The following is a 23812-nucleotide window of genomic DNA, read 5'->3' on the forward strand; positions in this document are numbered from 1 at the left end:
TATGTCGATTGGCCAGCAAGTCGAAGCCAGGAAAAGAGTCCTACAAACCGCAAACACTCTTCCTACAACCACGACTCAGGCATCCACCATCGCCATCGCCTCCTCGACATCCACCGCCACCAGACGTGAACAACCGGGTTCGTGCATCGTCACACCCATCAGTTGTTCGGCCATTTCCATGGCGATCTTGTTGTGGGTGATATAGATGAACTGCACTGTCTGTGACATCTCTTTTACCAATCGCGCGTAGCGTCCAACGTTAGCGTCATCCAGTGGCGCGTCAACCTCATCGAGCATGCAGAACGGCGCCGGGTTCAACTTGAAGATCGCAAAAACCAGAGCCAATGCGGTCAGGGCCTTTTCGCCGCCGGAGAGCAAATGGATGGTGCTGTTCTTCTTTCCTGGCGGCTGCGCCATGATTGTTACCCCTGTATCGAGTAGATCTTCGCCCGTCAGTTCCAAATACGCGCGGCCTCCACCGAAAACTTTTGGGAAAAGCGCCTGTAAACCGCCATTGATCTGATCAAAGGTATCCTTGAAACGGTTGCGGGTTTCCTTGTCGATCTTGCGAATCACGTTCTCAAGGGTTTCAAGGGCTTCCACCAGATCGTCGTTCTGCGCATCCAGATAACGCTTACGCTCCGATTGTTGCTGGTACTCATCGATGGCCGCCAGGTTGATCGCGCCCAGACGCTGGATCCTGGCGGCGATGCGCTCGAGCTCTTCCTCGGCTTCCTTCTCGCTGGCCTCGGCAGTCAGTGTCGCGAGTACGCCGTGGAGATCGTAGCCGTCTTCCAGCAATTGGTCCTGCAAAGTCTTGCGGCGTACGGTCAGGGCTTGCCATTCCATGCGCTGGGTTTCGAGCTGGCTGCGAATCAACTGGGATTGCTGTTCGGCCTGGCTGCGGCGCTTCTCGGCGTCACGCAGTTCGCGGTCGGCATCTTCGAGGGCGATCTGCGCGGTCTTGAGTTCTTCGTCGACGGTCATGCGCTTGTCGAGCAACTCCTCGAGTTTCAGGCGCAGCTCTTCCAGTGGCGCTTCGCCCTCCTCCAGATTGAGGCTCAGTTGCTCGCGTTTTTCAGTCAGGCGCTCAGACTGCATCTCCAGCCGCTCCAGCGCCTGGCGCGTCGAATCATGCTGCGCCTTGAGCGAGCCCAGACGCACCGCCAGCTGATGGGCGTGATCCTTGTGCTGCCGCGCTTCCTGACGCACCCGGTCCAGACGCTCACGCAGGCTGTCGCGCTGGGCCAGCAGCAACTCACGCTGCTCGGTGTCCTGCGCCATGCTGTCGAGGGCTTCCTGCAATTGCAGGCGCGCTTCGCCGATGTTTTCGTGTTCCAGCGCTCGCTGCTCATCGAGTTCGATGAGCTCTTCGTCGAGGCGGGTACGGCGCAGGGTCAATTGTTCGGCCTTGGCCTTGCCGGCAGACAATTGAGCCTTCAATTCACCTTGCTGACGTGCTTCATCCTGCAGCAAACGGCGCAGATGTTCGCGACCGTTCTCCTGCTGACGCTGCTGTGCCCTAAGATTCTGCAGTCGGGTTTCCAGGGTTTCGACAGCGGCTTCGCGCTCTTCGCGCTCCAGGCCCAGTTGCTGGATTTCCTGACCCCGGGCGAGCACGCCGCTTTCCGCTTCACTGGCCCGACGCACCCGCAGAAAATGCCGACCGACCCAGTAACCGTCGCGGCTGATCAGGCTCTGCCCGGCAGCCAATTGACTGCGCAAGGCCAAGGCCTGTTCGAGGCTGTCCACCGGCTTGACCTGCCCCAGCCATGGCGACAGATCGAGCTGCGCCTCGACCTTGTCCAGCAGGCTGCCCGGCACCCGTACGCCATCGCTGGACGGGCTGAGCAAGCGCAAGTCGCCCTGGGCAAACCCGGACAGATCGAAATCGTTGAAGTCGTCCACCAGCACCGCTTGCAGGTCGGCACCCAGCACGGTTTCCACCGCCAGTTCCCAACCGGCCTCAACCTTCAGGCCTTCTGCCAGGCGCGGGCGATTCGCAAGATTCTGTTCGCGCAGCCATTCGGCGGTACCGGTGCCCGGGTCGAGCGCGGCTTGCTGCAAAGCTTCGAGTGAAGCCAGTCGACCGTTGAGGCGCTGCAAATCGCCTTGCGCCTGCTGCTGCGCGGTCAGCGCTTGCTGCAATTCCTGACGCAACTGCTCAAGCTTTTCGACCTGGGCTTCTTCGCTGGTCTGCAAATCCTCGAGCGTCGCTTCGGATTCGGCGAGCTGCTCGCTGAGCGCCATGATCGCCGCGTCTTCCGGGTCCGCCGAGAGCAAGGCGCGTTCTTCGCCAAGACGCTTCTGGCGATCGGCCAGGCGCTCCAGGCTGGTTTCCAGCTGCTGAATCCGCGATTGCTGCACTTCGGCCTGACGGCGCGGCTCGGCGGCGGTGAGGTTGAACGTATCCCACTGCTCTTGCCAGCCGTGCATGGTGATTTCGGATTCTTCCAGCGCGGCAGCGGCCTCTTCGGCGGCGGCGCTGGTGACTTCCTGCTCCGGGGTGAGCATGTCCAGCTCTTCGCCGAGGGTCAGCAGCAACGTGCGGTCGTGGCCCAGGTGCGATTCGGTTTCCAGGCGCGCGCGCTCGGCCTCTTTCAGGTCATCCTGCAACTGGCGCAAACGCTGCTGACCGTGCTGGATGCTCTGCTCGACCCGGGCAATGTCGCCGCCGACCGAGTAGAAGCGCCCCTGCACCAGGTTGAAGCGCTCCGACAGGTCGTGGTGCCCGTCACGCAGGCGCTCGATGCTTGCGTCGGCATTGCGCTGTTCGGCCACCAAGGCTTCGAAAGAAACTTCCTGGTTGCCGATGATCGCTTCACGCTGGCCGACCTGATCGTTCAGCGCCTGCCAGCGCAGGGCCGACAGCTGGGCCTTGAGCTGACGCTCCTCGCCCTTGAATTCCTGATACTTCTTGGCGGCCTCGGCCTGGCGGTGCAAGCGTTCGAGCTGACGCTCAAGCTCTTCGCGCAGGTCGGTCAGGCGCTCAAGGTTCTCGTGGGTGCGGCGGATGCGGTTTTCCGTCTCGCGCCGGCGCTCCTTGTACTTGGAGATACCGGCGGCTTCTTCGATGAAGTTGCGCAGGTCTTCGGGCTTGGACTCGATCAGCTTGGAGATCATCCCCTGCTCGATGATCGAATAGCTGCGCGGGCCAAGGCCGGTGCCGAGGAAGATGTCGGTGATGTCGCGGCGCCGGCATTTGGTGCCGTTGAGGTAATAGGTAGTCTGGCTGTCGCGGGTCACTTTGCGGCGAATGGAGATTTCCGCATAAGCGGCGTACTCCCCGAGCAAGGTGCCGTCGGAGTTGTCGAACACCAGTTCGATACTCGCCTGGCTCACCGGCTTGCGGCTGGTGGAGCCGTTGAAGATGACGTCGGTCATCGATTCGCCGCGCAGGTTCTTCGCCGAACTCTCGCCCATCACCCAGCGCACGGCGTCGATGATGTTCGATTTGCCGCAGCCATTGGGCCCGACCACCGCCGCCATGTTACTGGGGAAGTTCACCGTGGTCGGGTCGACGAAGGATTTGAACCCCGCCAGCTTGATGCACTTGAGCCGCAAGTTCAGGCGTCCGTCAAGGCGGATATCACCAGATCGCAACTGCGCTGGGCGTAAGCCGTCAGCACTTCGCGAATCTGCACGAAGTCACGGGCCAGCACGGCAGCGAGCAAGCGCTCGAACAGCTCGAGGAATTCGCTCATCGACGCTTTGCGCTGCTCCAGCGCGAGAAAATACGCCCGGCTCATGGCCGGCTGCAGATTCTCGACTGTCTCCTGCAAGTACGGGTTGTTGGCGAACGGGTACGCGGCGCGCATCACGTTGAAGCTGTCGTCGACGAAAGTGCGGATGTCCTGACGCTCGTAGCTGGCAGTCAGGCGTTGCTGGATCTGCACGAACGGCGCCATGTCGGCCTGGGTTTTCCAGCCGCTGGCCACGGAGTTACCGAGCAGGATATAGAGTTCGCTCATCAGCGTGCACAGGCTCTGCACCTTGTGCGGTGTGAGCTCGGTGACGTGGGCGCCACGTCGCGGCAGGATCGCGATCAGGTGCCGACGCTCGAGGATCAGCAAGGCCTCGCGGACCGAACCACGGCTGACGTTGAGGGCCAGCGTGACCTTCTGTTCCTGGATGCGCTCTCCGGGCTTCATTTCGCCGCGAATGATGCGTTCGGCGAGGTGGTGAGCGATTTGCTCGGCGAGGCTGTCCGGCGCCTTGAACGTCATGGTTGTCCTTCAAACTCTTTGATCTGTACAAGCGGCGCAGTGTAGCGCAATTGCTGCGTCAGGGCGGAGTGCCCGCCCGGAGGTTTTTGGCACGATTCAAGCAAATTCAAGCAAAAAAGCAGGCTATCGAACCAGCGACAATAATTAAGGAACAGGTGGTTAATCGACAAATTGCAATTTCCTGACCTTTAAGTCAGAAAATCATTGACCGAAAAGTCAGACCTGCTAAATTCAGTTCCTATCGGTTAACAACAATAATGAGTCTGCGAGGCCTTCCGTGATCCAGTTTTTACTAAACCAGGAACTCCGTAGCGAGCACGCCCTGGACCCGAACCTGACCGTGCTCAATTATCTGCGCGACCATGTGGGCAAGCCCGGCACCAAAGAAGGCTGCGCCAGCGGTGACTGCGGCGCCTGCACCGTGGTGGTCGGCGAATTGCAGACCGATGATGACGGCCGCGAACACATTCGCTATCGCAGCCTCAACTCGTGCCTGACCTTCGTGTCGTCCCTGCACGGCAAGCAACTGATCAGCGTCGAAGACCTCAAGCACAAAGGTGAACTGCACAGCGTGCAGAAAGCCATGGTCGAGTGCCACGGCTCGCAATGCGGCTTCTGCACCCCCGGTTTCGTGATGTCGCTGTTTGCCCTGCAAAAGAACAGCGATGCACCGGATCATGCCAAGGCCCACGAAGCACTGGCCGGCAACCTCTGCCGTTGCACCGGCTACCGGCCGATCCTGGAAGCCGCCGAGCAGTCCTGCTGCGCCAAGCAACCGGACCAGTTCGACGCCCGCGAGGCCGACACCATCGCACGCCTGAAAGCCATTGCCCCGACCGATATCGGCGAACTCAATAGCGGCGACAAGCGCTGCCTGGTGCCGCTGACCGTGGCCGACCTGGCCGATCTCTACGACGCTTATCCACAGGCCCGCCTGCTGGCCGGCGGTACTGACCTGGCGCTGGAAGTCACGCAGTTCCACCGCACCCTGCCGGTGATGATCTACGTCGGCAACGTCGCCGAGATGAAGCGCATCGACCGCTTTGACGATCGCCTGGAAATCGGCGCCGCCACATCCCTTTCCGATTGCTACGAGGCCTTGAACGCCGAGTACCCGGACTTCGGTGAATTGCTGCACCGCTTCGCGTCCTTGCAGATCCGCAACCAGGGCACCCTGGGTGGCAACATCGGCAACGCCTCGCCGATTGGTGACTCGCCGCCCCTGCTGATCGCCCTCGGTGCGCAAATCGTGCTGTGCAAAGGCGAAACCCGCCGTACCTTGGCGCTGGAAGATTACTTCATCGATTACCGCGTCACGGCACGCCAGGAAAGCGAGTTCATCGAGAAGATCATCGTGCCCCGCGCCAGCGTCGAAAAACTGTTCCGCGCCTACAAGGTTTCCAAGCGCCTAGACGATGACATCTCGGCAGTCTGCGCCGCCTTCAACATTCGCCTGGAAAACGGCGTCGTCGCTGAAGCCCGCGTCGCCTTCGGCGGCATGGCCGCCATCCCGAAACGCGCCGCAGCCTGCGAAGCCGCATTGCTCGGTTCGCCATTCAACAACGCCACTGTCGAACGCGCCTGCGCTGCCTTGGCCGAAGACTTCACGCCGCTCTCGGACTTCCGCGCCAGCAAGGAATATCGCCTGCTCAGCGCACAGAACCTGCTGCGCAAATACTTCATCGAACTGCAAACACCGCACATCGAGACTCGGGTGACCGCTTATGTCTAATCATCACGCCGTAGAGAAGACCCAAGCCGAATTGGCTGAACTGTTCGCCAAGGACCTGACCACCGGTGTCGGCCGCAGCGTCAAGCACGACAGCGCCGCCAAGCATGTGGCCGGTGAAGCGCAATACATCGACGACCGCCTGGAGTTTCCGAACCAGTTGCACGTTTATGCGCGCATGTCGGACCGTGCCCACGCCCGGATCATCAGCATCGACACTTCGCCCTGCTACGCCTTTGAAGGCGTGCGCATCGCCATCACCCACGAGGACGTGCCAGGCCTGAAGGACATCGGTCCGCTGCTGCCGGGCGATCCGCTGCTGGCGATCGATACCGTGCAATTCGTTGGTCAACCGGTGATCGCCGTGGCGGCGAAAGACCTGGAAACCGCGCGCAAGGCGGCGATGGCCGCGATCATCGAATACGAAGACCTGGAGCCTGTGCTGGACGTGGTCGAAGCCCTGCGCAAGCGCCACTTCGTACTCGACAGCCACACCCACAAACGCGGCGATTCGGCCACTGCGCTGGCCACTGCCGAACATCGCATCCAGGGCACGCTGCACATTGGTGGCCAGGAACACTTCTACCTGGAAACCCAGATCTCTTCGGTGATGCCGACCGAAGACGGCGGCATGATCGTCTACTGCTCCACGCAAAACCCCACCGAAGTGCAGAAACTGGTGGCCGAAGTGCTGGACGTGTCGATGAACAAGATCGTCGTCGACATGCGCCGCATGGGCGGTGGTTTCGGTGGTAAAGAAACTCAGGCGGCCAGCCCTGCGTGCCTGTGCGCGGTGATCGCGCACCTCACCGGCCAGCCGACCAAGATGCGTCTGCCACGGGTCGAAGACATGCTGATGACCGGCAAGCGTCACCCGTTCTATGTCGAGTACGACGTGGGCTTCGACAGCACCGGGCGCCTGCACGGCATCAACCTGGAACTGGCCGGCAACTGCGGTTGTTCCCCTGACCTGTCGGCGTCGATCGTCGACCGCGCGATGTTCCACTCGGACAACTCGTACTACCTGGGCGATGCGACCATCAACGGTCACCGCTGCAAGACCAACACCGCGTCGAACACCGCCTACCGTGGTTTCGGTGGCCCGCAAGGCATGGTCGCCATCGAAGAAGTGATGGATGCCATCTCTCGCCATCTGGCCCTGGATCCTTTGGCCGTGCGCAAGGCCAACTACTACGGCAAGACCGAGCGCAACGTCACCCACTACTACCAGACCGTCGAGCACAACATGCTCGAGGAAATGACCGCGGAACTGGAAGAAAGCAGCCAATACGCCGAGCGCCGCGAAGCGATCCGTCGCTACAACGCCAACAGCCCGATCCTGAAAAAAGGCCTGGCGCTGACCCCGGTGAAATTCGGTATTTCCTTCACCGCCAGCTTCCTCAACCAGGCCGGTGCCCTGGTGCACGTCTACACCGACGGCAGCATCCACCTGAACCACGGTGGCACCGAAATGGGCCAGGGCCTGAACACCAAGGTCGCGCAAGTCGTGGCCGAAGTGTTCCAGGTGGAAATGGATCGCGTGCAGATCACCGCGACCAACACCGACAAAGTACCGAACACCTCGCCGACCGCCGCGTCCAGTGGCGCCGACCTGAACGGCAAGGCCGCGCAGAACGCCGCCGAAACCATCAAGCAACGCCTGGTGGAATTCGCGGCTCGCCAGTACAAGGTCAGCGAAGAGGACGTGGAATTCCACAACGGCCACGTGCGGGTTCGCGATCACATCCTGACCTTCGAAGCGCTGATCCAGCAGGCGTATTTCGCCCAGGTGTCGCTGTCGAGCACCGGCTTCTACAAGACCCCGAAAATCTACTACGACCGCAGCCAGGCTCGCGGCCGTCCGTTCTACTACTTCGCCTTTGGCGCGGCGTGCTGCGAAGTGCTGGTCGACACCCTGACCGGCGAATACAAGATGCTGCGCACCGACATCCTCCACGACGTCGGCGCCTCGCTGAACCCGGCCATCGACATCGGTCAGGTCGAGGGCGGTTTCATCCAGGGCATGGGCTGGCTGACCATGGAAGAGCTGGTGTGGAACAACAAGGGCAAGCTGATGACCAACGGCCCGGCCAGCTACAAGATCCCGGCCGTGGCGGACATGCCGCTGGACCTGCGGGTGAAGCTGGTGGAAAACCGCAAGAACCCCGAAGACACGGTGTTCCATTCCAAGGCTGTGGGCGAGCCGCCGTTCATGCTCGGCATCGCCTCGTGGTGTGCGATCAAGGACGCCGTGGCGAGCCTGGGCGATTACCGGCATCAACCGAAAATCGACGCCCCGGCGACGCCGGAGCGAGTGTTGTGGGGCTGTGAGCAGATGCGCCAGTTGAAGGCGGCGAAGGCTGTCGAGGCTGAGACCGAGTTGGCTTCGCTCTAGGACCGAGGTGCGGCTATCGCGAGCAAGCTCGCTCCCACAGGGTTATGTGCTGACTGATGGACCTGTACAAATCCAATGTGGGAGCGAGCTTGCTCGCGATGGCGGACTAACAGACACACAGATGTCGAGGTGAACATGTACAACTGGATCGACGCCCTCGCCGACCTGCAAAACCAGGGTGAGCCCTGCGTGCTGGTTACCATCATCGAAGAGCTCGGCTCGACGCCGCGCAACGCTGGCTCGAAGATGGTCATCAGCGCGAACCAGAGCTTCGACACCATCGGTGGCGGGCACCTGGAATACAAGGCCATGAAGATCGCTCGCGAGATGCTCGTCAGCGGCAAGCAGGACACCCATCTGGAGCGCTTCAGCCTCGGCGCCAGCCTCGGCCAGTGCTGCGGTGGCGCGACCGTATTGCTGTTCGAACCGATGGGCCAGGTTCAGGCGCAGATCGCCGTGTTCGGTGCCGGCCACGTCGGCCGTGCCCTGGTGCCACTGCTGGCCAGCCTGCCCTGCCGGGTGCGCTGGATCGATTCGCGGGAGGATGAATTCCCCGAGCAGATCCCCCATGGCGTGCGCAAGATCGTCAGCGAAGAACCGGTGGATGAAATCGATGATCTGCCGGCCGGCAGCTACTACATCGTGATGACCCACAACCATCAACTCGACCTCGAACTGACCGCTGCGATCCTCAAGCGCAACGACTTCGCCTACTTCGGCCTGATCGGTTCGAAGACCAAACGGGTGAAGTTCGAACATCGCCTGCGCGACCGCGGTTTCGACAACAGCGTCGTGCAACGCATGCGCTGCCCGATGGGCATCGGCGAAGTCAAAGGCAAGCTGCCTGTGGAAATCGCCATCTCCATCGCCGGCGAAATCATCGCCACCTATAACGCGAACTTCGGCCAGCAAACCTCCAGCGCCGGATCGATTGCCAAACTGCTGCCTGCCTCACGCCGCAGCCAAGCCTCCAACTGAGAATTCTCATGCCTCTGACTCGCAAAGCCTACCGCGCCGCCATCCTGCACAGCATCGCCGACCCAGCCGTCGTTGGCATCGAAGCCTCCTACGAGTATTTCGAAGACGGCTTGCTGGTTGTGGATAACGGCCAGATCAGCGCCCTCGGTCACGCCAGCGAACTGCTGCCGACCCTGCCGGCTGACGTCGAAATCACCCACTACCAGGATGCACTGATCACCCCCGGCTTCATCGACACCCACATCCACCTGCCGCAAACCGGCATGGTCGGCGCCTATGGCGAGCAACTGCTGGACTGGCTCAACACCTACACCTTCCCGTGCGAAAGCCAGTTCGCCGACAAGGCCCACGCCGACCAGGTCGCGGACATTTTCATCAAGGAACTGCTGCGCAACGGCACCACCACTGCGCTGGTATTCGGCAGCGTGCACCCGCAATCGGTGAACTCGTTCTTCGAAGCGGCCCAGCAGCTCGACCTGCGGATGATCGCCGGCAAGGTGATGATGGACCGCAACGCCCCGGACTACCTGACCGACACCGCCGAATCCAGCTATGTGGAAAGCAAGGCGCTGATCGAGCGCTGGCACGGCAAGGGTCGTCTGCACTACGCGGTCACCCCACGCTTCGCACCGACCAGCACCCCGGAACAGCTAACCCTGGCCGGCCAGCTGCTGACCGAATACCCGGATCTGTACATGCAGACCCACATCAGCGAAAACCTCAAGGAAATCGAGTGGGTCAAGGCGCTTTTCCCGGAGCGCAAGGGTTACCTGGACGTCTACGATCACTACCAGTTGCTCGGCGAGCGCTCAGTGTTCGCCCACGGTGTGCACCTGTGCGATGACGAGTGCGCGCGACTGGCAGAAACAGGTTCGGCCATCTCGTTCTGCCCGACCTCGAACTTCTTCCTCGGCAGCGGCCTGTTCAACCTGCCGATGGCCGAGAAGCACAAGCTCAATGTCGGTATCGGCACCGATGTGGGTGGTGGCACCAGTTTCTCGCTGCTGCAAACCCTCAACGAAGCCTACAAGGTCATGCAACTGCAAGGTGCACGCCTGAGCCCGTTCAAGTCGCTGTACCTGGCCACCCTCGGCGGCGCCCGCGCATTGCGCCTGGAAGACAAGATCGGCAACCTGCAACCGGGCACCGACGCCGACTTCCTGGTGCTGGACTACAACGCCACGCCGCTGCTGAGCTATCGCCTGAAGCAGGCCAATAACATCGCCGAGACATTGTTTGTGTTGATGACCCTGGGGGATGACCGGACTGTGCAGCAGACCTATGCAGCGGGGAATCTGGTGCATCAGCGGTAAATTTCTTCGGGCATAAAAAATCCCCCGCAATCGTCAGATTCCGGGGGATTTTTTATGCCCTGTAGGAGCGAGCTTGCTCGCGATGAACCTGAGGGCGCCACGGGATGTCAGGCTTCCCGCGTAATCGTTAACGACCATCGCGAGCAAGCTCGCTCACACAGATCAGATTTTCGCGGGCGAACGCCCAGGCTTCTTGGTCTGCAACAAATGCGAGAACACTGCATGCAGATCATCCGACGCACTTTCCTCATCGAGGTTGAGTTTGCTGTCGATGTGATCCATGTGATGCATCATCAGGTTCACCGCCAGTTCAGCGTCGCGCTTTTCGATGGCGTCGATCAACTGGGTGTGCTCGTCGTAGGAGCAATGGGAACGGTTGCCGCTTTCGTACTGGGCGATGATCAGCGACGTCTGGGACACCAGGCTGCGCTGGAAGCTGATCAACGGGGCGTTCTTCGCCGCTTCGGCCAGTTTCAGGTGAAACTCGCCCGACAGACGGATACCGGCACCGCGATCACCGCGCGAGAAGCTGTCGCGTTCATCGTTGACCATCTGGCGCAACTCGGCAATCTGCTCGGCGGTAGCGTGCTGAACCGCCAATTCGGTGATCGCACGCTCGACCAGACGGCGGGCCATGAACACCTGACGGGCTTCTTCGACGCTCGGGCTGGCGACCACGGCGCCGCGATTCGGACGCAGCAGCACCACGCCTTCATGGGCCAGGCGCGACAAGGCGCGGCGAATGATGGTGCGGCTGACCCCGAAAATTTCCCCCAGCGCTTCTTCGCTCAACTTGGTGCCGGGCGCCAGACGCTGCTCGAGGATGGCCTCGAAGATATGCGCGTAGACAATATCGTCCTGGGTACCGCTGCGGCCGGCTTTGCCTGCTCGCGGTTGTTTCTTTAGGGGTTGCAACTGTTCGTTCATGGGCACTCGAGTCGGAAGAACTGCGGCGAATTGACCGTGACTGTAATACGGCACAGTGGGTCGCTGGCAAGTATCGCGTAAAAAACACTGCGATTGTACACAATGGAGGGTGGCAACACGACTGTACGGCTGAATGTTGCCTCGGCTGTATCGCAACGTCTGGTTACTTTTGAGTTTAGGCTTGTTCACAGAATCCGCCCTTGTAACGCGATCCCTGTGGGAGCGAGCTTGCTCGCGATGGCGGCGTCACATTCAGCACTTCTGTTGGCTGATCCACCGTTATCGCGAGCAAGCTCGCTCCCACAGAGTTCGTGTTGCAGCGGACATCTTCATCTGTAAAAGGAACACCGCCGTCATGAACGACGCCACCCACACGCAAATCCGCCCGCTGGCCGACACCTCGCCCTCGGCCATCGTCGCCGGCTTCATCGCCATGATGACCGGCTACACCAGCTCCCTGGTGCTGATGTTCCAGGCCGGGCAAGCGGCGGGCCTGAGCAGCGGGCAGATTTCTTCGTGGATCTGGGCGATTTCCATCGGCATGGCGGTGTGCTCCATCGGCCTGTCCTTGCGTTATCGCACGCCGATCACCATTGCCTGGTCGACCCCGGGCGCAGCGCTGCTGATCACCAGCCTGGGCGGCGTGAGCTACGGCGAAGCCATTGGTGCCTATATTACCTGCGCGGTGCTGGTGACGATTTGCGGGCTGACCGGCAGCTTCGAACGACTGGTGAAAAAGATTCCGGCATCCCTGGCCGCCGCCCTGCTGGCGGGGATCCTGTTCAAGATCGGCAGCGAGATTTTCGTCGCAGCGCAACACCGCACTGCCCTGGTACTGGGGATGTTCGTCACTTATCTGGTGGTCAAGCGCCTGTCGCCGCGCTATGCGGTGTTGGCGGCATTGCTGATCGGCACGGCATTGTCAGGCTTCATGGGGTTATTGGACTTCAGCGGCTTCCACCTGGAAGTGGCCACGCCGGTCTGGACCACACCGCATTTCTCTCTGGCCGCGACCATCAGCATCGGCATCCCGCTGTTTGTCGTCGCCATGACCTCACAAAACATGCCCGGCATCGCCGTATTGCGCGCCGATGGCTACACGGTACCCGCCTCGCCGCTTATCACCACCACCGGCATCGCCAGTTTACTGTTGGCACCGTTCGGTTCCCACGGGATCAACCTGGCGGCGATCAGCGCAGCGATCTGCACCGGTCCGCACGCCCATGAAGACCGTAACAAGCGCTACACCGCGGCGGTCTGGTGCGGGATCTTCTACGGGATTGCCGGCGTGTTCGGCGCGACGCTCGCGGCATTGTTTGCCGCGCTGCCCAAGGAACTGGTGCTGTCGATTGCGGCGCTGGCGCTGTTCGGCTCGATCATCAATGGCTTGAGCATCGCCATGAGCGAAGTGAAGGAACGTGAAGCCGCGCTGATCACCTTCATGGTCACGGCATCGGGGCTGACGCTGTTTTCCATCGGTTCGGCGTTCTGGGGGATTGTCGCGGGGGTGGTGACACTGCTGATCCTGAACTGGAGGAGCGAGCCTGCTCGCGATGGTCGTCAACGATAACGCTGGAAACCTGAGACCCTGCAGCACTCTCAGGTTCATCGCGAGCAAGCTCGCTCCTGCAAAAAAAGCAAAAAAAACGGCGACCCTCGGGTCGCCGTTTTTTTCAGAACATCAAGCTACCGGATTGATCGGCTTTTCCGGGTACCAGACGTCCAGCAGCGGGCTGACTTCAACGCTGGTCAGCTCGGTGCGGCCTTTGAGCCAGGCTTCAACGGCAGCGCGCTGTTCAGCGCTGACCGAGCCACGCTTCTGCAGGCAAACCAGACCGTAGTCATCGCCGCCAACATAGCCCAGACCGTTGGCTTCCATGGCTTCTTTGAGGAACGCGTCGAGGAAAGCATCAATGGCTTCATCAGCCAAATCTTCTTTGAAATCCAGGTTCAGTTCGAAACCCAGCTCTTGAAATTCATCGACGCACAGTTTTTTGCGCAGACGCTGGGAACGGTTAGTCGCCATTGGAACAATCCTCTTAAGTAATAACGGGCGGCACTTTAGCAGTTTAAGCCGCCGATTGCCTGACTCTCTGGGCCACCACGCCTACCGTCGGTAAAAAAATAGCCGATCAGGATGCTCGCGCACGGCACAAGCCGTGACACCTTGGGGCATAATGCCGACACTTTCATGACCATTGAGGGAATTTATCTCCATGCCCTCTTTATATTTCCCCCTCGGCTGTAGGGTTTTATTTCAGATGATCAAATCTTTGCGTCCTTTGCTGTTGGCCGGTTTTCTTCTCCCCCTGGCCCTCCCCGTTTCCGCCGCTCCAATCAATACCGCGTTGTCGCCCAACGTTGAAAAAGCCCTGAAAGCCAGCAAGCTGCAGGACAACGCCCTGTCGCTGGTGATGATCCCGCTCACAGGCCCCGGCACCCCGACGGTGTTCAACGCTGACGTGTCGGTCAACCCGGCATCGACCATGAAACTGGTCACCACCTACGCGGCGCTGGAAATGCTCGGCCCGAACCACCAGTGGAAAACCGAGTTCTACACCGACGGCACCCTCAGTGGCGGCATTCTCAACGGCAACCTCTACCTCAAGGGTGGCGGCGATCCGAAGCTGAACATGGAAAAACTCTGGCTGCTGATGCGCGACCTGCGCGCCAACGGCGTGACCCAGGTCACCGGCGACCTGGTGCTGGATAAAACCTTCTTCGTGCAACCGCAACTGCCGGAGTTCAATGACGACGGCAACGACGATAACAAGCCGTTCCTGGTCAAGCCCGACTCGCTGCTGGTCAACCTCAAGGCGCTGCGCTTCGTCGCGCGCAATGACTCGGGCAAGGTGCTGGTCTCGGTGGAGCCGCCGATTGCGAGCATCCGCATCGACAACCAGGTCAAGGCCCTCAACTCCAAGCAATGCACCGGTGGCGTGCGCTACAACCCGGTGACTCAGGCCGACGGCAGCGTGACCGTGACGGTCGGCGGCCAACTGGGTGAAGGCTGCAGCTCGCAGACTTACCTGTCGCTGCTCGACCACGCGACCTACACCGCCGGCGCCGTCCGCGCGATCTGGAAGGAGCTGGGTGGCAGCATTCAGGGCAGGGATGTGCTGGCGCCAACACCGAAAGACGCCAAGGTCCTGGCCCGGGCGTTCTCGCCGGACCTGGCGGAAATCATCCGCGACATCAACAAGTACAGCAACAACACCATGGCCCAGCAGTTGTTCCTGAGCCTGGGCCAACGCTTCCGCACCGATGCCGATGGTGACGACGCCAAGGCTGCCCAGCGTGTCGTGCGCCAGTGGCTGGCGAAAAAGGGCATCACCGCGCCGCACCTGGTGATGGAGAACGGCTCCGGCCTGTCCCGTGCCGAGCGTGTCAGCGCCCGAGAAATGGCCTCGATGCTGGAAGCTGCCTGGCACAGTCCGTATTCCGCCGAATACATCAGTTCGATGCCGATCGCCGGCACCGACGGCACCATGCGCAAACGCCTGAAGACCACTGCGATGCGCGGCGAAGCCCACGTCAAGACCGGCACCCTGAACACCGTGCGGGCGATCGCCGGTTTCAGTCGCGACGTCAACGGCAACACCTGGGCGGTGGTGGCAATCCTCAACGACAAGGCCCCTTTCGGCGCCTCGTCGGTGCTCGATCAGGTGCTGCTGGATCTGTACCGCCAACCGAAAACGCCGCAAACGGCGTCGGTGTTGTAACCGAATCTAGAAAGCTCCAGAGATCTACTGTGGGAGCGAGCTTGCTCGCGATGGCGGCATGACAGTCAGCATCAATGTTGAATGTAAAACCGCTATCAGGAGCAAGCTCGCTCCCACAGGGTCTGCGTACAACCCGGGTTAACTCATCTCCCCCTCTACCCGATCCCTTCCTGCCTGCTTCGCCGCGTAAACCCCCGAATCCGCACGCAACAGCAAGGCATCGGCGCCCTCCCCGACCCGCCAACTGGCAATCCCGAAACTGGCAGTGACCGTACCGACACCTTCAATGGGTGAACTGCGCAGGCCTTGCCACAATTGCTGGGCCAACATATAGGCCTGTTCGCCGCTGATATCCGGGCACAGCACCATGAACTCCTCACCGCCCAAGCGGCAGAACACATCGGTGCGACGCAGCCGGTGGCCGATCCGTTGGCACACGGCCTGCAACACCCGATCACCGATGGCATGACCATGCAGGTCATTGATGCGCTTGAAATGGTCGATATCGAGCATGATCACCGACAGATCCCCACCGCCACGCTCCACCCGGGCCATTTCGATGGTCAAGCGCTCCTGGAAATAACGCCGGTTGTGGATACCGGTCAGGGAATCGGTGACCGACAACGCGCGCAACTCTTCTTCCACCCGCTTCCTATCGGAAATGTCCGAGATGTAGCCGTGCCACAGCACACCGCCACCGGGCAGTTCCTCTGGCGTGGCCTCGCCACGCACCCAACGCAGACCCCGTTGCGGCAATTGCACGCGGTATTCCTCGCGCCAGGGGCTGAGGGTGTCGGCCGAGGCGCGGATCGAGGCACGGACACGGGTGCTGTCCTGGGGGTGAATCCGGGTGAAGATCGCTTCGGCATTGAGCAGCAGCACGTCAGGTTCCAGCTCGTAGATCTCGCGAATGCCGTCGCTGGCGTAGATCACGCTGAAACGCCCGTCGAACTCCATCTTGAACTGGTAGATGCCACCGGGCACGTGGGCGCTGAGTTTCTTCAACAACAGATCCCGCGCCGCGAGCGCCTCATGGACCCGCTTGCGTTCGGTGATGTCGATGCACACCGCCAGGTGCCCGACCCACAGGCCTTGCTCGTCGAGCACTGGCGTGGCGAGCATGTTGACTATCAAATGGCTGCCATCGCCACGTACCAGCGTCCACTCCCGCGCCTCGTGGCTGCCCTGCGCGTCGCCTTCGACCAGCATCGCCTGGCAGGTCGGCACCGGTTTACCATAGCGTGCGCTCAACTCTGCCGAGCGAGCGACCAGCTCCCGGGGCAGGTGCAGGCTCTCCAGGGTCATATGCCCCACCACCTCGGCACTGGTATAGCCAAGCATCTGCTCAGCACCGGCGTTGAAGGTGCTGATGACACCGCGCAGGTCGGTGGCGATGATCGCGACCTGGGTGGCGGCATTCAGCACACCACGCAACTGACCATGGGTGCCGCGCAGCTCCTGCTCTCGATCCCGTAGTTCCTGGGTGCGTTGCTCGACCAGTTTCAACGCCCGCTGCCGCTGGCTGACCAACACATACAGCAAGGCACTGAGCATCACGCTGAGCATTCCACCCAACACCACCACACTGGTCACGGAGGAATGATTGGCCTTCACGAACGCATCGCTGGGCTGGATATCGACTTGATAGTCATGGTCGGCCATGCGCAACAGGCGCGTGGCCGACAGCTCGCTGATGGCCGGCGGGTTGGGTGACTCGAACAATACCTCGTGCTGGTCATCGATCGACAAATCGAGGATGCGCACCGAGAGATAGTCATGGCTGGCGTCCGGCAGTCCGTCCGCCAACAACTGGCGCATGCTGATCACGGCCATGACATAACCGTAGGGCTTCGTGGATTTGCGGTCCTGACTGTTGCGCTGCATGAGCGGCGCGACCAGCAGCACGCCGCGGGCATAAGCCGGTTCGATACTCACCAGATGCATCGGTTGTGATACCGCCATACCGCCACGCTGATCGGCCCGAGCGAGCGTGGCACGCCGCAGCGGCTGGGCCAGCAAGTCGTAACCGAAGGGAGCGCCGAGTTTGCTTTGCGTCTGGCTGTACAGCACCGCCACGTACTCATCTCGTTCGCCGGCCAGTTGCAGTTGGCCGCCGGCGTTGAGCTCTCTCAGGGTGAAGTTGTTCAAGCCCTCGTCTCGCACCCGACGCTCGAACGCCACCCGCTCGTCACGAGTGACCCGCTGGGCATAGGAATACGCTTGGGTTCGCAGCAGCAAAGGTTGGGTGTAGCCGTCGAATTCCGCTCGGGACACCGAATCGGAATTGGCGAAAAACCGGCGCAGGCCGTCGAGGCGCTGCTCCTGATCTTCGAAACGCTCTTCGATACGGCTGTAACGTTCACTGGCCAGCAGTTGGAAACGTTGCCGCAATTGATGGTGAAACAGATTCAGCGTCGACCACGCCAGCAACCCGGTGAGCACCCCGCCAACCAGCAATACCAGCAGCGCGACCAACCAGGCCGAGGCATCTTCGCTGATTATTCCCAGGATCCTGGGGCGCACGGCGTGCAACGACATAAAACGCAAACTCAAAACGCCAGGTGCGGAGAAGCCCTTTGGCCATGAACTGAGTTATAGCTATTAGCCACTAATTTGACCAGCACTGAAACCCTGTAGGAGCGAGCTTGCTCGCGATGGTCGATAACGATAACGCGTGCTTTCTGAATACACGCGGCGCTTTCGGGTTCATCGCGAGCAGGCTCGCTCCTACAGTGAATCAGCACAGCTATCAACGAGCCGTGATTTTCCAGGCGCGATGGATCTTGGCGTTGCGGGCAAAATCCGGGTCGATGGTCTGGGCGGTGATCTCCTCGACTGCATAACGCTCGCCGAGATTGGCTTCCAGTTCAAACTTGCGGAAGTTGTTGGAGAAGTACAACACGCCGCCGGGCGCCAGTCGCGCCATGGCCAGGTCGATCAGTTGCACCTGGTCGCGCTGCACGTCGAAGACACCTTCCATGCGCTTGGAGTTGGAGAACGTCGGCGGGTCGATGAAGATCATGTCGTACTCGTCACGACTGGCTTCGAGCCACGCCATCACATCACCCTGCTCCAGGCGGTTCTTGTCGGAGAAACCGTTCAACGACAGGTTGCGACGCGCCCAGTCCAGATAGGTTTTCGACAGGTCGACACTGGTGGTGCTGCGCGCGCCGCCCTTGGCCGCATGCACACTGGCCGTCGCGGTGTAGCAGAACAGATTGAGGAAGCGCTTGCCGGCCGCCTCTTTCTGGATACGCATGCGCATCGGCCGGTGGTCGAGGAACAGACCGGTGTCGAGGTAGTCGGTGAGGTTCACCAGCAGCTTCACGCCACCCTCATTGACCTCGACGAACTTGCCCTGTGCCGCCTGGCGCTCGTACTGCTTGGTGCCGCTCTGGCGCTCGCGGCGCTTGACCACCACACGGCTCTTGTCGATGTTCAATGCCTGCGGGATGGCTGCCAGGGCATCGAACATGCGGGCCGAAGCCTTTTCCGGATCGATTGATTTCGGCGCGACGTACTCCTGGACATGCACCCAATCGTGATACAGGTCGATGGCCATGGAGTATTCCGGCATGTCGGCATCGTACACGCGGTAGCAGTCGATGCCTTCACGCTTGACCCACTTGCCCAGGGCCTTGAGGTTCTTTTGCAGGCGGTTGGCGAACATCTGCCCGCCTTCGCTCAGGCGCGGCTGCTCGACCACTGGAGCCGGTGCCGGCGCCGGTTTGATCGGGTTGCCGTTTTTGTTGAACTTGCGTTCCTGCGGTTCGTTCGGTGCCTGATCGTAGGCGGCTTGCTCGCGCTCGACCTGGCGCTGCTCCGGAGTACGACGCTCTCCGGTGACGAATTGATCCGGCAACACCTTGATCAGCAACAGCTTGCACGGCAAGGCGCCGTTCCAGAACGAATACTGCTTGTGGCTGCGGATGCCCATGCGCTTGCCCAGGTCCGGGGCGCCGGTGAACACCGCGGCTTCCCAGTTGAGGCAAGCCTGACGCAGGCGTTCGCCAAGGTTCTGGTAGAGGTAGAGCAGGCTCGCCTCGTCGCCCAGACGCTCGCCGTATGGTGGGTTGCAGATCACCAGGCCTTTCTGGTTCTGGTCCGGACGCGGCTCGAAGGTCGCGACTTCGCCCTGGTAGATCTTGATCCACTCACTGAGGCCGGCACGTTCGACGTTGTTGCGGCCCGGTTGAATCAGGCGCGGGTCGGCTTCGTAACCGCGAATCCACAGCGGCGGCTTGGCCAGGCCGGCCGCGGCGCGTTCGGTGGCTTCTTCGTGGAGTTTTTTCCACAGCGCCGGTACGTGACCGAGCCAGGCGGTGAAGCCCCACTGCTCGCGACGCAGGTTCGGCGCCATGTCGGCGGCGATCATGGCGGCTTCCACCAGGAACGTGCCGACGCCGCACATCGGGTCGGCCAGAGCGCCGCCTTCGGCCGCGATACGGGGCCAGCCGGAACGGATCAGGATGGCGGCCGCGAGGTTTTCCTTGAGCGGCGCCGCACCTTGCTGCAAGCGATAGCCGCGCTGGTGCAGGCTGTGACCGGACAGGTCAAGAGACAGAATGGCTTCGCCACGATCCAGGCGCAGGTGAATGCGCAGGTCCGGGTTGAGCTTGTCGATGGACGGACGGTCGCCTTGCGGGGTGCGCAGTTTGTCGACGATGGCATCCTTGACCTTCAGCGCGCCGAAGTGGGTGTTGTCGATACCTGAGCCATGGCCGCTGAATTCGACAGCCAGGGTGCCGTCATTGAGCATGTGGTCTTGCCACTCGATGTCCAGCACGCCGTGGTACAGGTCTTCGGCGTCCTTCATTTGGAAACGCTTGAGCACCAGCAGCACGCGGTTGGCCAGGCGCGACCACAGGCACAGGCGATAAGCGGTTTCCATGGTGGCCATGCCGCGTACGGCAGAGGTGTGCTCCCGCGCTTCCTCAAGGCCAAGCCCGACGGCTTCCTCGATGAGCAGGCCTTCAAGGCCTTTTGGGCAAGTGAGGAAGAGTTCGAAACGATCGGACATGGGAATTCCAGAACCTTTAGCTAAGTGACCGGGCAACGCATTGCCGGTCCGGTTTTCAATCAGGCGCTTTTCTCGAAGAGCGCCCGCGTGGCACGAAGGTGTGCCGTTCCACCCCTGCTGCTCGGGTTAAATGAGCTTAGATGCAAGGACAGATAAAAAAGTTGATGCAACAAAATGTCATAAGTCGACCCTTCGTCGAATAGTGCTTCCCGGCAACGGGAGCCATTCTCACTAAAGGATTAAGCCCATCATCCAGCGCAGAGCCGATCATACCGGGGTTTGGCCAATAAATACGCTACAAACGCTCTGTTACTTATGGCGTTAGCACATGAACGGTTACGTCCTTATGACAAAACGATCATTCCCTCGATGTGACGCATTGGTTAGAACTCAATACAGGTTGGCGCCGCAATGACGCCAACACCTTGGCTCGTCACGCCGGCAACGAGCCCCCAACGGCAGAGTTTTTCTGCCAGACCTCAATAGAGGTCGACGCGATAAATACAGTCAACAAGTGAGGGCAACACCCTATGAGAAGACTTAAGCGTGATCCGTTGGAAAGAGCATTTTTGCGCGGATATCAATATGGCGTTGGTGGTAAATCCCGTGAGCTTTGCCCATTTACTCTACCGTCGGTACGTCAAGCCTGGATTAACGGCTGGCGAGAAGGACGCGGCGACAACTGGGACGGTATGACCGGCACTGCGGGAATCCACAGACTCAACGAACTTCACGCCGTCGGCTAATTACAGGGCAGAACACTCCGACACGACAATCTGATTTGTACTGAATTAACCATGCACGTCCCATCCGGACGGCGGGCTCCGGCCCAGGGGCTCCTTTAAAGGGGCCCTTTTTTATGCCTGCTTCACATTCAGCGACGATACCCTTGTGGCGAGGGGGCTTGCCCCCGTTGGGTCGCGAAGCGGCCCCGAAACCAATCGACTCGGTGACACCGGTAAAACACAGTGGCCGGAATTGCGGCTGCTTCGCAGCCGAACGGGGGCAAGCCCCCTCGCCACAAAAGCTCGCTAGCGTAGGGCTGCGATTGCGTCTACGGACTCACGAATCAGCGCCGGGCCTTTGTAGATGAAGCCCGAGTAGATCTGCACCAGGCTCGCGCCCGCGGTGATTTTCTCCGCTGCGTGCTTACCTTCGGTAATACCGCCGGCAGCGATGATCGGCAGCCGACCACCCAGCTCCGATGCCAGCACTTTCACGGTGTGGGTGCTCTTGTCGCGAACCGGTGCGCCGGACAGACCACCGGCTTCTTCGCCGTGCTCCATGCCTTCGACGCCTACACGACTCAGGGTGGTGTTAGTCGCAATGACCGCATCCATCCCGGTTTCGATCAGCGCTTGCGCAACTTGTGCGGTTTCTTCGTCGCTCATGTCCGGCGCGATCTTGATCGCCAGCGGTACATGTTTGCCATGACGCAATGCCAATTCCGCGCGGCGCTCGGCCAGATCGGCCAGCAACTGCTTGAGCGAGTCACCGAATTGCAGGCTGCGCAGGCCCGGCGTGTTCGGCGAGCTGACGTTGACCGTCACATAGCTGGCGTGGGCGTAGACCTTGTCCAGGCAAATCAGGTAGTCGTCCACGGCACGCTCGACCGGCGTATCGAAGTTCTTGCCGATGTTGATGCCCAGCACGCCCTTGTATTTGGCCGCCGCCACGCGGGCCAGCAGGTGATCGACGCCGAGGTTGTTGAACCCCATGCGATTGATGATCGCCTCGGCTTCCGGCAGACGGAACAGGCGTGGCTTCGGGTTGCCCGGCTGCGGACGCGGCGTGATGGTGCCGATTTCGACAAAACCGAAACCCAGTTGGGCGAAACCATCGATGGCCGCGCCGTTCTTGTCCAGGCCGGCGGCCAGCCCCACCGGATTCGGGAAGTCCAGGCCCATGACATTCACCGGCGTCTTCGCCGGAGCCTTGCACAGCAAGCCGTTGAGCCCAAGACGCCCGCCCGCGCCGATCAGGTCCAGGGACAGATCGTGGGAGGTTTCCGGGGAGAGTTTGAACAACAGCTGACGGGCCAGGGTGTACATGGGCGGATTTGACTCGATTGGCGGCGAATTGAGGCGGCGATTATAGCCGGGCACGGGGTGGCAAGCGAGGCGCGTGATCAAATCAACGGATAATGGCATATGCCTTGCACCACTCTGGGCACCAGCACCCATGCCAACGACCGAATGTGTGCAAAGACAATGGCGTCGTCCCCGGCCTGCTCATGCAAGAACTCGGGACGACGTTTTTTTTGCAAGGTGAACACGCGATGAACGAACCATCAGCCGGCCCTCTGGCCTGGGTCAATGGCAGCGATGCCCCGGAAAAAACCGAAATCAATCTCGGCTTCATGGCTCTGAGCGACTGCGCCTCGGTGGTTGTCGCCGCCACCCAGGGCTTCGCCCAACCCCATGGCTTGACCCTGAACCTCAAGCGTCAGTCGTCCTGGGCCAACCTGCGGGACAAACTGGTCAGCGGCGAACTCGATGCCGCCCACAGCCTCTACGGTCTGGTTTACGCCGTTCACCTGGGCATCGGTGGCGTGGCCGCGACCGACATGGCCGTGCTGATGGGCCTGAATCAGAACGGCCAGAGCATCAACCTGTCCCGTGGTTTGCAAGCGCTTGGAGTGACCAGTCCTGAAGCACTGGAACGGCACGTGCACCAAACTCGCTCAAAATTCACCTTCGCCCAGACGTTTCCAACCGGCACCCACGCCATGTGGTTGTATTACTGGCTCGCCAGCCAGGGCATTCACCCGCTGCTGGATGTCGACAGCGTGGTGGTGCCGCCGCCGCAAATGGTCGCGCACCTGCGGGCCGGGCGTATCGACGGGCTCTGCGTCGGCGAACCCTGGTCCGCCAGCGCCGTGCAACAGGACCTCGGCTTCACCTTGGCGACAACCCAGACCATCTGGCCCGATCATCCGGAAAAGGTCCTGGGCTGCACCCGCGCCTTCGTCGAGCAATACCCCAACACTGCCCGCGCGTTGGTGATGGCGATTCTGGAGGCCAGTCGCTTCATCGAAGAAAGCAGCGAAAATCGTCGCAGCACCGCGCAATTGCTCAGTGCAGCGCAATACCTCGATGCGCCGCTGGAGTGCATCGAGCCGCGCCTGCTGGGCGACTATGTCGATGGTCTGGGCAATCGCTGGCAAGACCCACACGCCCTGCGCTTCCACGGTGAAGGCGAGGTCAATCTGCCGTACCTGTCCGATGGCATGTGGTTCATGACCCAGTTCCGTCGCTGGGGTTTGTTGCGCGACGACCCGGATTACCTCGCCGTGGCCCGTCAAGTCCAGCAACTAGACTTGTATCGTGAAGCGGCCAGCGCTGTAGGGGTCGCGGCACTGGGCAAGGAGATGCGCAGCAGTCAGTTGATCGACGGCAAGACCTGGGACGGTTCGGACCCGGCCGGTTATGCCCGCAGTTTCAAACTGCACGCCATGAGCGACAGCTCGCACCGATCCGCCAGCCGCTGACAGGAGACCATG

The 23812-nt window shown here is 61.0% G+C and carries 15 protein-coding genes; 8 read left to right on the plus strand and 7 right to left on the minus strand.

What is annotated here, in order from left to right; translation table 11 throughout:
* Positions 1-75: 75 nt before the first annotated feature.
* Positions 76-3564, minus strand: a complete 3489-nt coding sequence (gene smc, locus KW840_RS18415; RefSeq protein WP_218496735.1) for a chromosome segregation protein SMC — start codon at positions 3562-3564, stop codon at positions 76-78.
* A 2-nt stretch (positions 3565-3566) separates the two neighbouring features.
* The gene (locus tag KW840_RS18420) at positions 3567-4226 is read right to left on the minus strand and encodes a GntR family transcriptional regulator (RefSeq protein WP_057715686.1); all 660 of its coding nucleotides are present in this window, start codon (positions 4224-4226) and stop codon (positions 3567-3569) included.
* A gap of 277 nt (positions 4227-4503) precedes the next feature.
* Between KW840_RS18420 and xdhA the strand changes: the two genes are divergently transcribed.
* The 4 genes from xdhA to guaD all read left to right on the plus strand — a co-directional run bounded on the left by xdhA (position 4504) and on the right by guaD (position 10641).
* Positions 4504-5958, plus strand: a complete 1455-nt coding sequence (xdhA, locus tag KW840_RS18425) for a xanthine dehydrogenase small subunit (protein ID WP_057715687.1) — start codon at positions 4504-4506, stop codon at positions 5956-5958.
* Positions 5951-8350 carry a xanthine dehydrogenase molybdopterin binding subunit gene (xdhB, locus tag KW840_RS18430; RefSeq protein WP_150758869.1) on the plus strand — a complete coding sequence of 800 codons (2400 nt, stop codon included), beginning with the start codon at positions 5951-5953 and terminating at the stop codon, positions 8348-8350. The genes xdhA and xdhB overlap by 8 nt, the downstream gene beginning before the upstream one ends.
* A gap of 135 nt (positions 8351-8485) precedes the next feature.
* Entirely contained in the window at positions 8486-9328 is an 843-nt protein-coding gene (xdhC, locus tag KW840_RS18435; RefSeq protein WP_218496738.1) for a xanthine dehydrogenase accessory protein XdhC, read from the plus strand.
* A gap of 8 nt (positions 9329-9336) precedes the next feature.
* Positions 9337-10641 (plus strand): guanine deaminase, encoded by a 1305-nt coding sequence (guaD, locus tag KW840_RS18440; protein WP_218496748.1) that lies wholly within the window; start codon positions 9337-9339, stop codon positions 10639-10641.
* Between the two features lie 162 nt (positions 10642-10803).
* On the opposite strand, the gene KW840_RS18445 is transcribed toward guaD, so the two are convergent.
* Entirely contained in the window at positions 10804-11568 is a 765-nt protein-coding gene (locus KW840_RS18445) for a GntR family transcriptional regulator (RefSeq protein ID WP_007971481.1), read from the minus strand.
* A gap of 355 nt (positions 11569-11923) precedes the next feature.
* Here KW840_RS18445 and KW840_RS18450 point away from each other — a divergent pair, with 355 nt between their 5' ends.
* On the plus strand, positions 11924-13138 hold the full coding sequence (locus KW840_RS18450; RefSeq protein WP_218496750.1) for a benzoate/H(+) symporter BenE family transporter: 1215 nt from the start codon (positions 11924-11926) through the stop codon (positions 13136-13138).
* Between the two features lie 111 nt (positions 13139-13249).
* Here the strand turns inward: KW840_RS18450 and KW840_RS18455 are convergent, their stop codons facing one another.
* Positions 13250-13594 carry a YggL family protein gene (locus KW840_RS18455; protein WP_007971486.1) on the minus strand — a complete coding sequence of 115 codons (345 nt, stop codon included), beginning with the start codon at positions 13592-13594 and terminating at the stop codon, positions 13250-13252.
* A gap of 235 nt (positions 13595-13829) precedes the next feature.
* Between KW840_RS18455 and dacB the strand changes: the two genes are divergently transcribed.
* Positions 13830-15290: a D-alanyl-D-alanine carboxypeptidase/D-alanyl-D-alanine-endopeptidase gene (gene dacB / locus KW840_RS18460; RefSeq protein WP_159389565.1), complete on the plus strand. Its 1461-nt coding sequence runs from the start codon at positions 13830-13832 to the stop codon at positions 15288-15290.
* A 138-nt stretch (positions 15291-15428) separates the two neighbouring features.
* Here dacB and KW840_RS18465 read toward each other — a convergent pair whose 3' ends face one another.
* A complete protein-coding gene (locus KW840_RS18465; RefSeq protein ID WP_218496762.1) occupies positions 15429-17828 on the minus strand; it encodes a GGDEF domain-containing protein in 2400 nt (799 codons plus the stop codon).
* A gap of 211 nt (positions 17829-18039) precedes the next feature.
* A complete protein-coding gene (rlmKL, locus tag KW840_RS18470) occupies positions 18040-20310 on the minus strand; it encodes a bifunctional 23S rRNA (guanine(2069)-N(7))-methyltransferase RlmK/23S rRNA (guanine(2445)-N(2))-methyltransferase RlmL (RefSeq protein WP_057715695.1) in 2271 nt (756 codons plus the stop codon).
* Between the two features lie 530 nt (positions 20311-20840).
* Here rlmKL and rmf point away from each other — a divergent pair.
* Positions 20841-21056: a ribosome modulation factor gene (rmf, locus tag KW840_RS18475; protein WP_003223300.1), complete on the plus strand. Its 216-nt coding sequence runs from the start codon at positions 20841-20843 to the stop codon at positions 21054-21056.
* Between the two features lie 285 nt (positions 21057-21341).
* Here rmf and KW840_RS18480 read toward each other — a convergent pair whose 3' ends face one another.
* Positions 21342-22361, minus strand: coding sequence for a quinone-dependent dihydroorotate dehydrogenase (locus KW840_RS18480; protein WP_090454050.1), 1020 nt, complete (start codon positions 22359-22361; stop codon positions 21342-21344).
* Positions 22362-22588: 227 nt separating this feature from the next.
* Here KW840_RS18480 and KW840_RS18485 point away from each other — a divergent pair, with 227 nt between their 5' ends.
* Positions 22589-23800: a CmpA/NrtA family ABC transporter substrate-binding protein gene (locus KW840_RS18485; protein ID WP_218496765.1), complete on the plus strand. Its 1212-nt coding sequence runs from the start codon at positions 22589-22591 to the stop codon at positions 23798-23800.
* Positions 23801-23812 lie beyond the last annotated feature (12 nt).

The sequence above is a fragment of the Pseudomonas sp. PDM30 genome (assembly GCF_019218985.1).
Taxonomy (GTDB): domain Bacteria; phylum Pseudomonadota; class Gammaproteobacteria; order Pseudomonadales; family Pseudomonadaceae; genus Aquipseudomonas; species Aquipseudomonas jessenii.

What these genes read in the sequence shown, in the direction of transcription:
- KW840_RS18420 (WP_057715686.1), bottom strand. Translation starts at nt 4,226, where the DNA reads ATGACGTTCAAGGCGCCGGACAGCCTCGCCGAGCAAATCGCTCACCAC.
- xdhB (WP_150758869.1), top strand. Translation starts at nt 5,951, where the DNA reads ATGTCTAATCATCACGCCGTAGAGAAGACCCAAGCCGAATTGGCTGAA.
- xdhC (WP_218496738.1), top strand. Translation starts at nt 8,486, where the DNA reads ATGTACAACTGGATCGACGCCCTCGCCGACCTGCAAAACCAGGGTGAG.
- guaD (WP_218496748.1), top strand. Translation starts at nt 9,337, where the DNA reads ATGCCTCTGACTCGCAAAGCCTACCGCGCCGCCATCCTGCACAGCATC.
- KW840_RS18445 (WP_007971481.1), bottom strand. Translation starts at nt 11,568, where the DNA reads ATGAACGAACAGTTGCAACCCCTAAAGAAACAACCGCGAGCAGGCAAA.
- KW840_RS18450 (WP_218496750.1), top strand. Translation starts at nt 11,924, where the DNA reads ATGAACGACGCCACCCACACGCAAATCCGCCCGCTGGCCGACACCTCG.
- KW840_RS18455 (WP_007971486.1), bottom strand. Translation starts at nt 13,594, where the DNA reads ATGGCGACTAACCGTTCCCAGCGTCTGCGCAAAAAACTGTGCGTCGAT.
- dacB (WP_159389565.1), top strand. Translation starts at nt 13,830, where the DNA reads ATGATCAAATCTTTGCGTCCTTTGCTGTTGGCCGGTTTTCTTCTCCCC.
- KW840_RS18465 (WP_218496762.1), bottom strand. Translation starts at nt 17,828, where the DNA reads ATGTCGTTGCACGCCGTGCGCCCCAGGATCCTGGGAATAATCAGCGAA.
- rlmKL (WP_057715695.1), bottom strand. Translation starts at nt 20,310, where the DNA reads ATGTCCGATCGTTTCGAACTCTTCCTCACTTGCCCAAAAGGCCTTGAA.
- rmf (WP_003223300.1), top strand. Translation starts at nt 20,841, where the DNA reads ATGAGAAGACTTAAGCGTGATCCGTTGGAAAGAGCATTTTTGCGCGGA.
- KW840_RS18480 (WP_090454050.1), bottom strand. Translation starts at nt 22,361, where the DNA reads ATGTACACCCTGGCCCGTCAGCTGTTGTTCAAACTCTCCCCGGAAACC.
- KW840_RS18485 (WP_218496765.1), top strand. Translation starts at nt 22,589, where the DNA reads ATGAACGAACCATCAGCCGGCCCTCTGGCCTGGGTCAATGGCAGCGAT.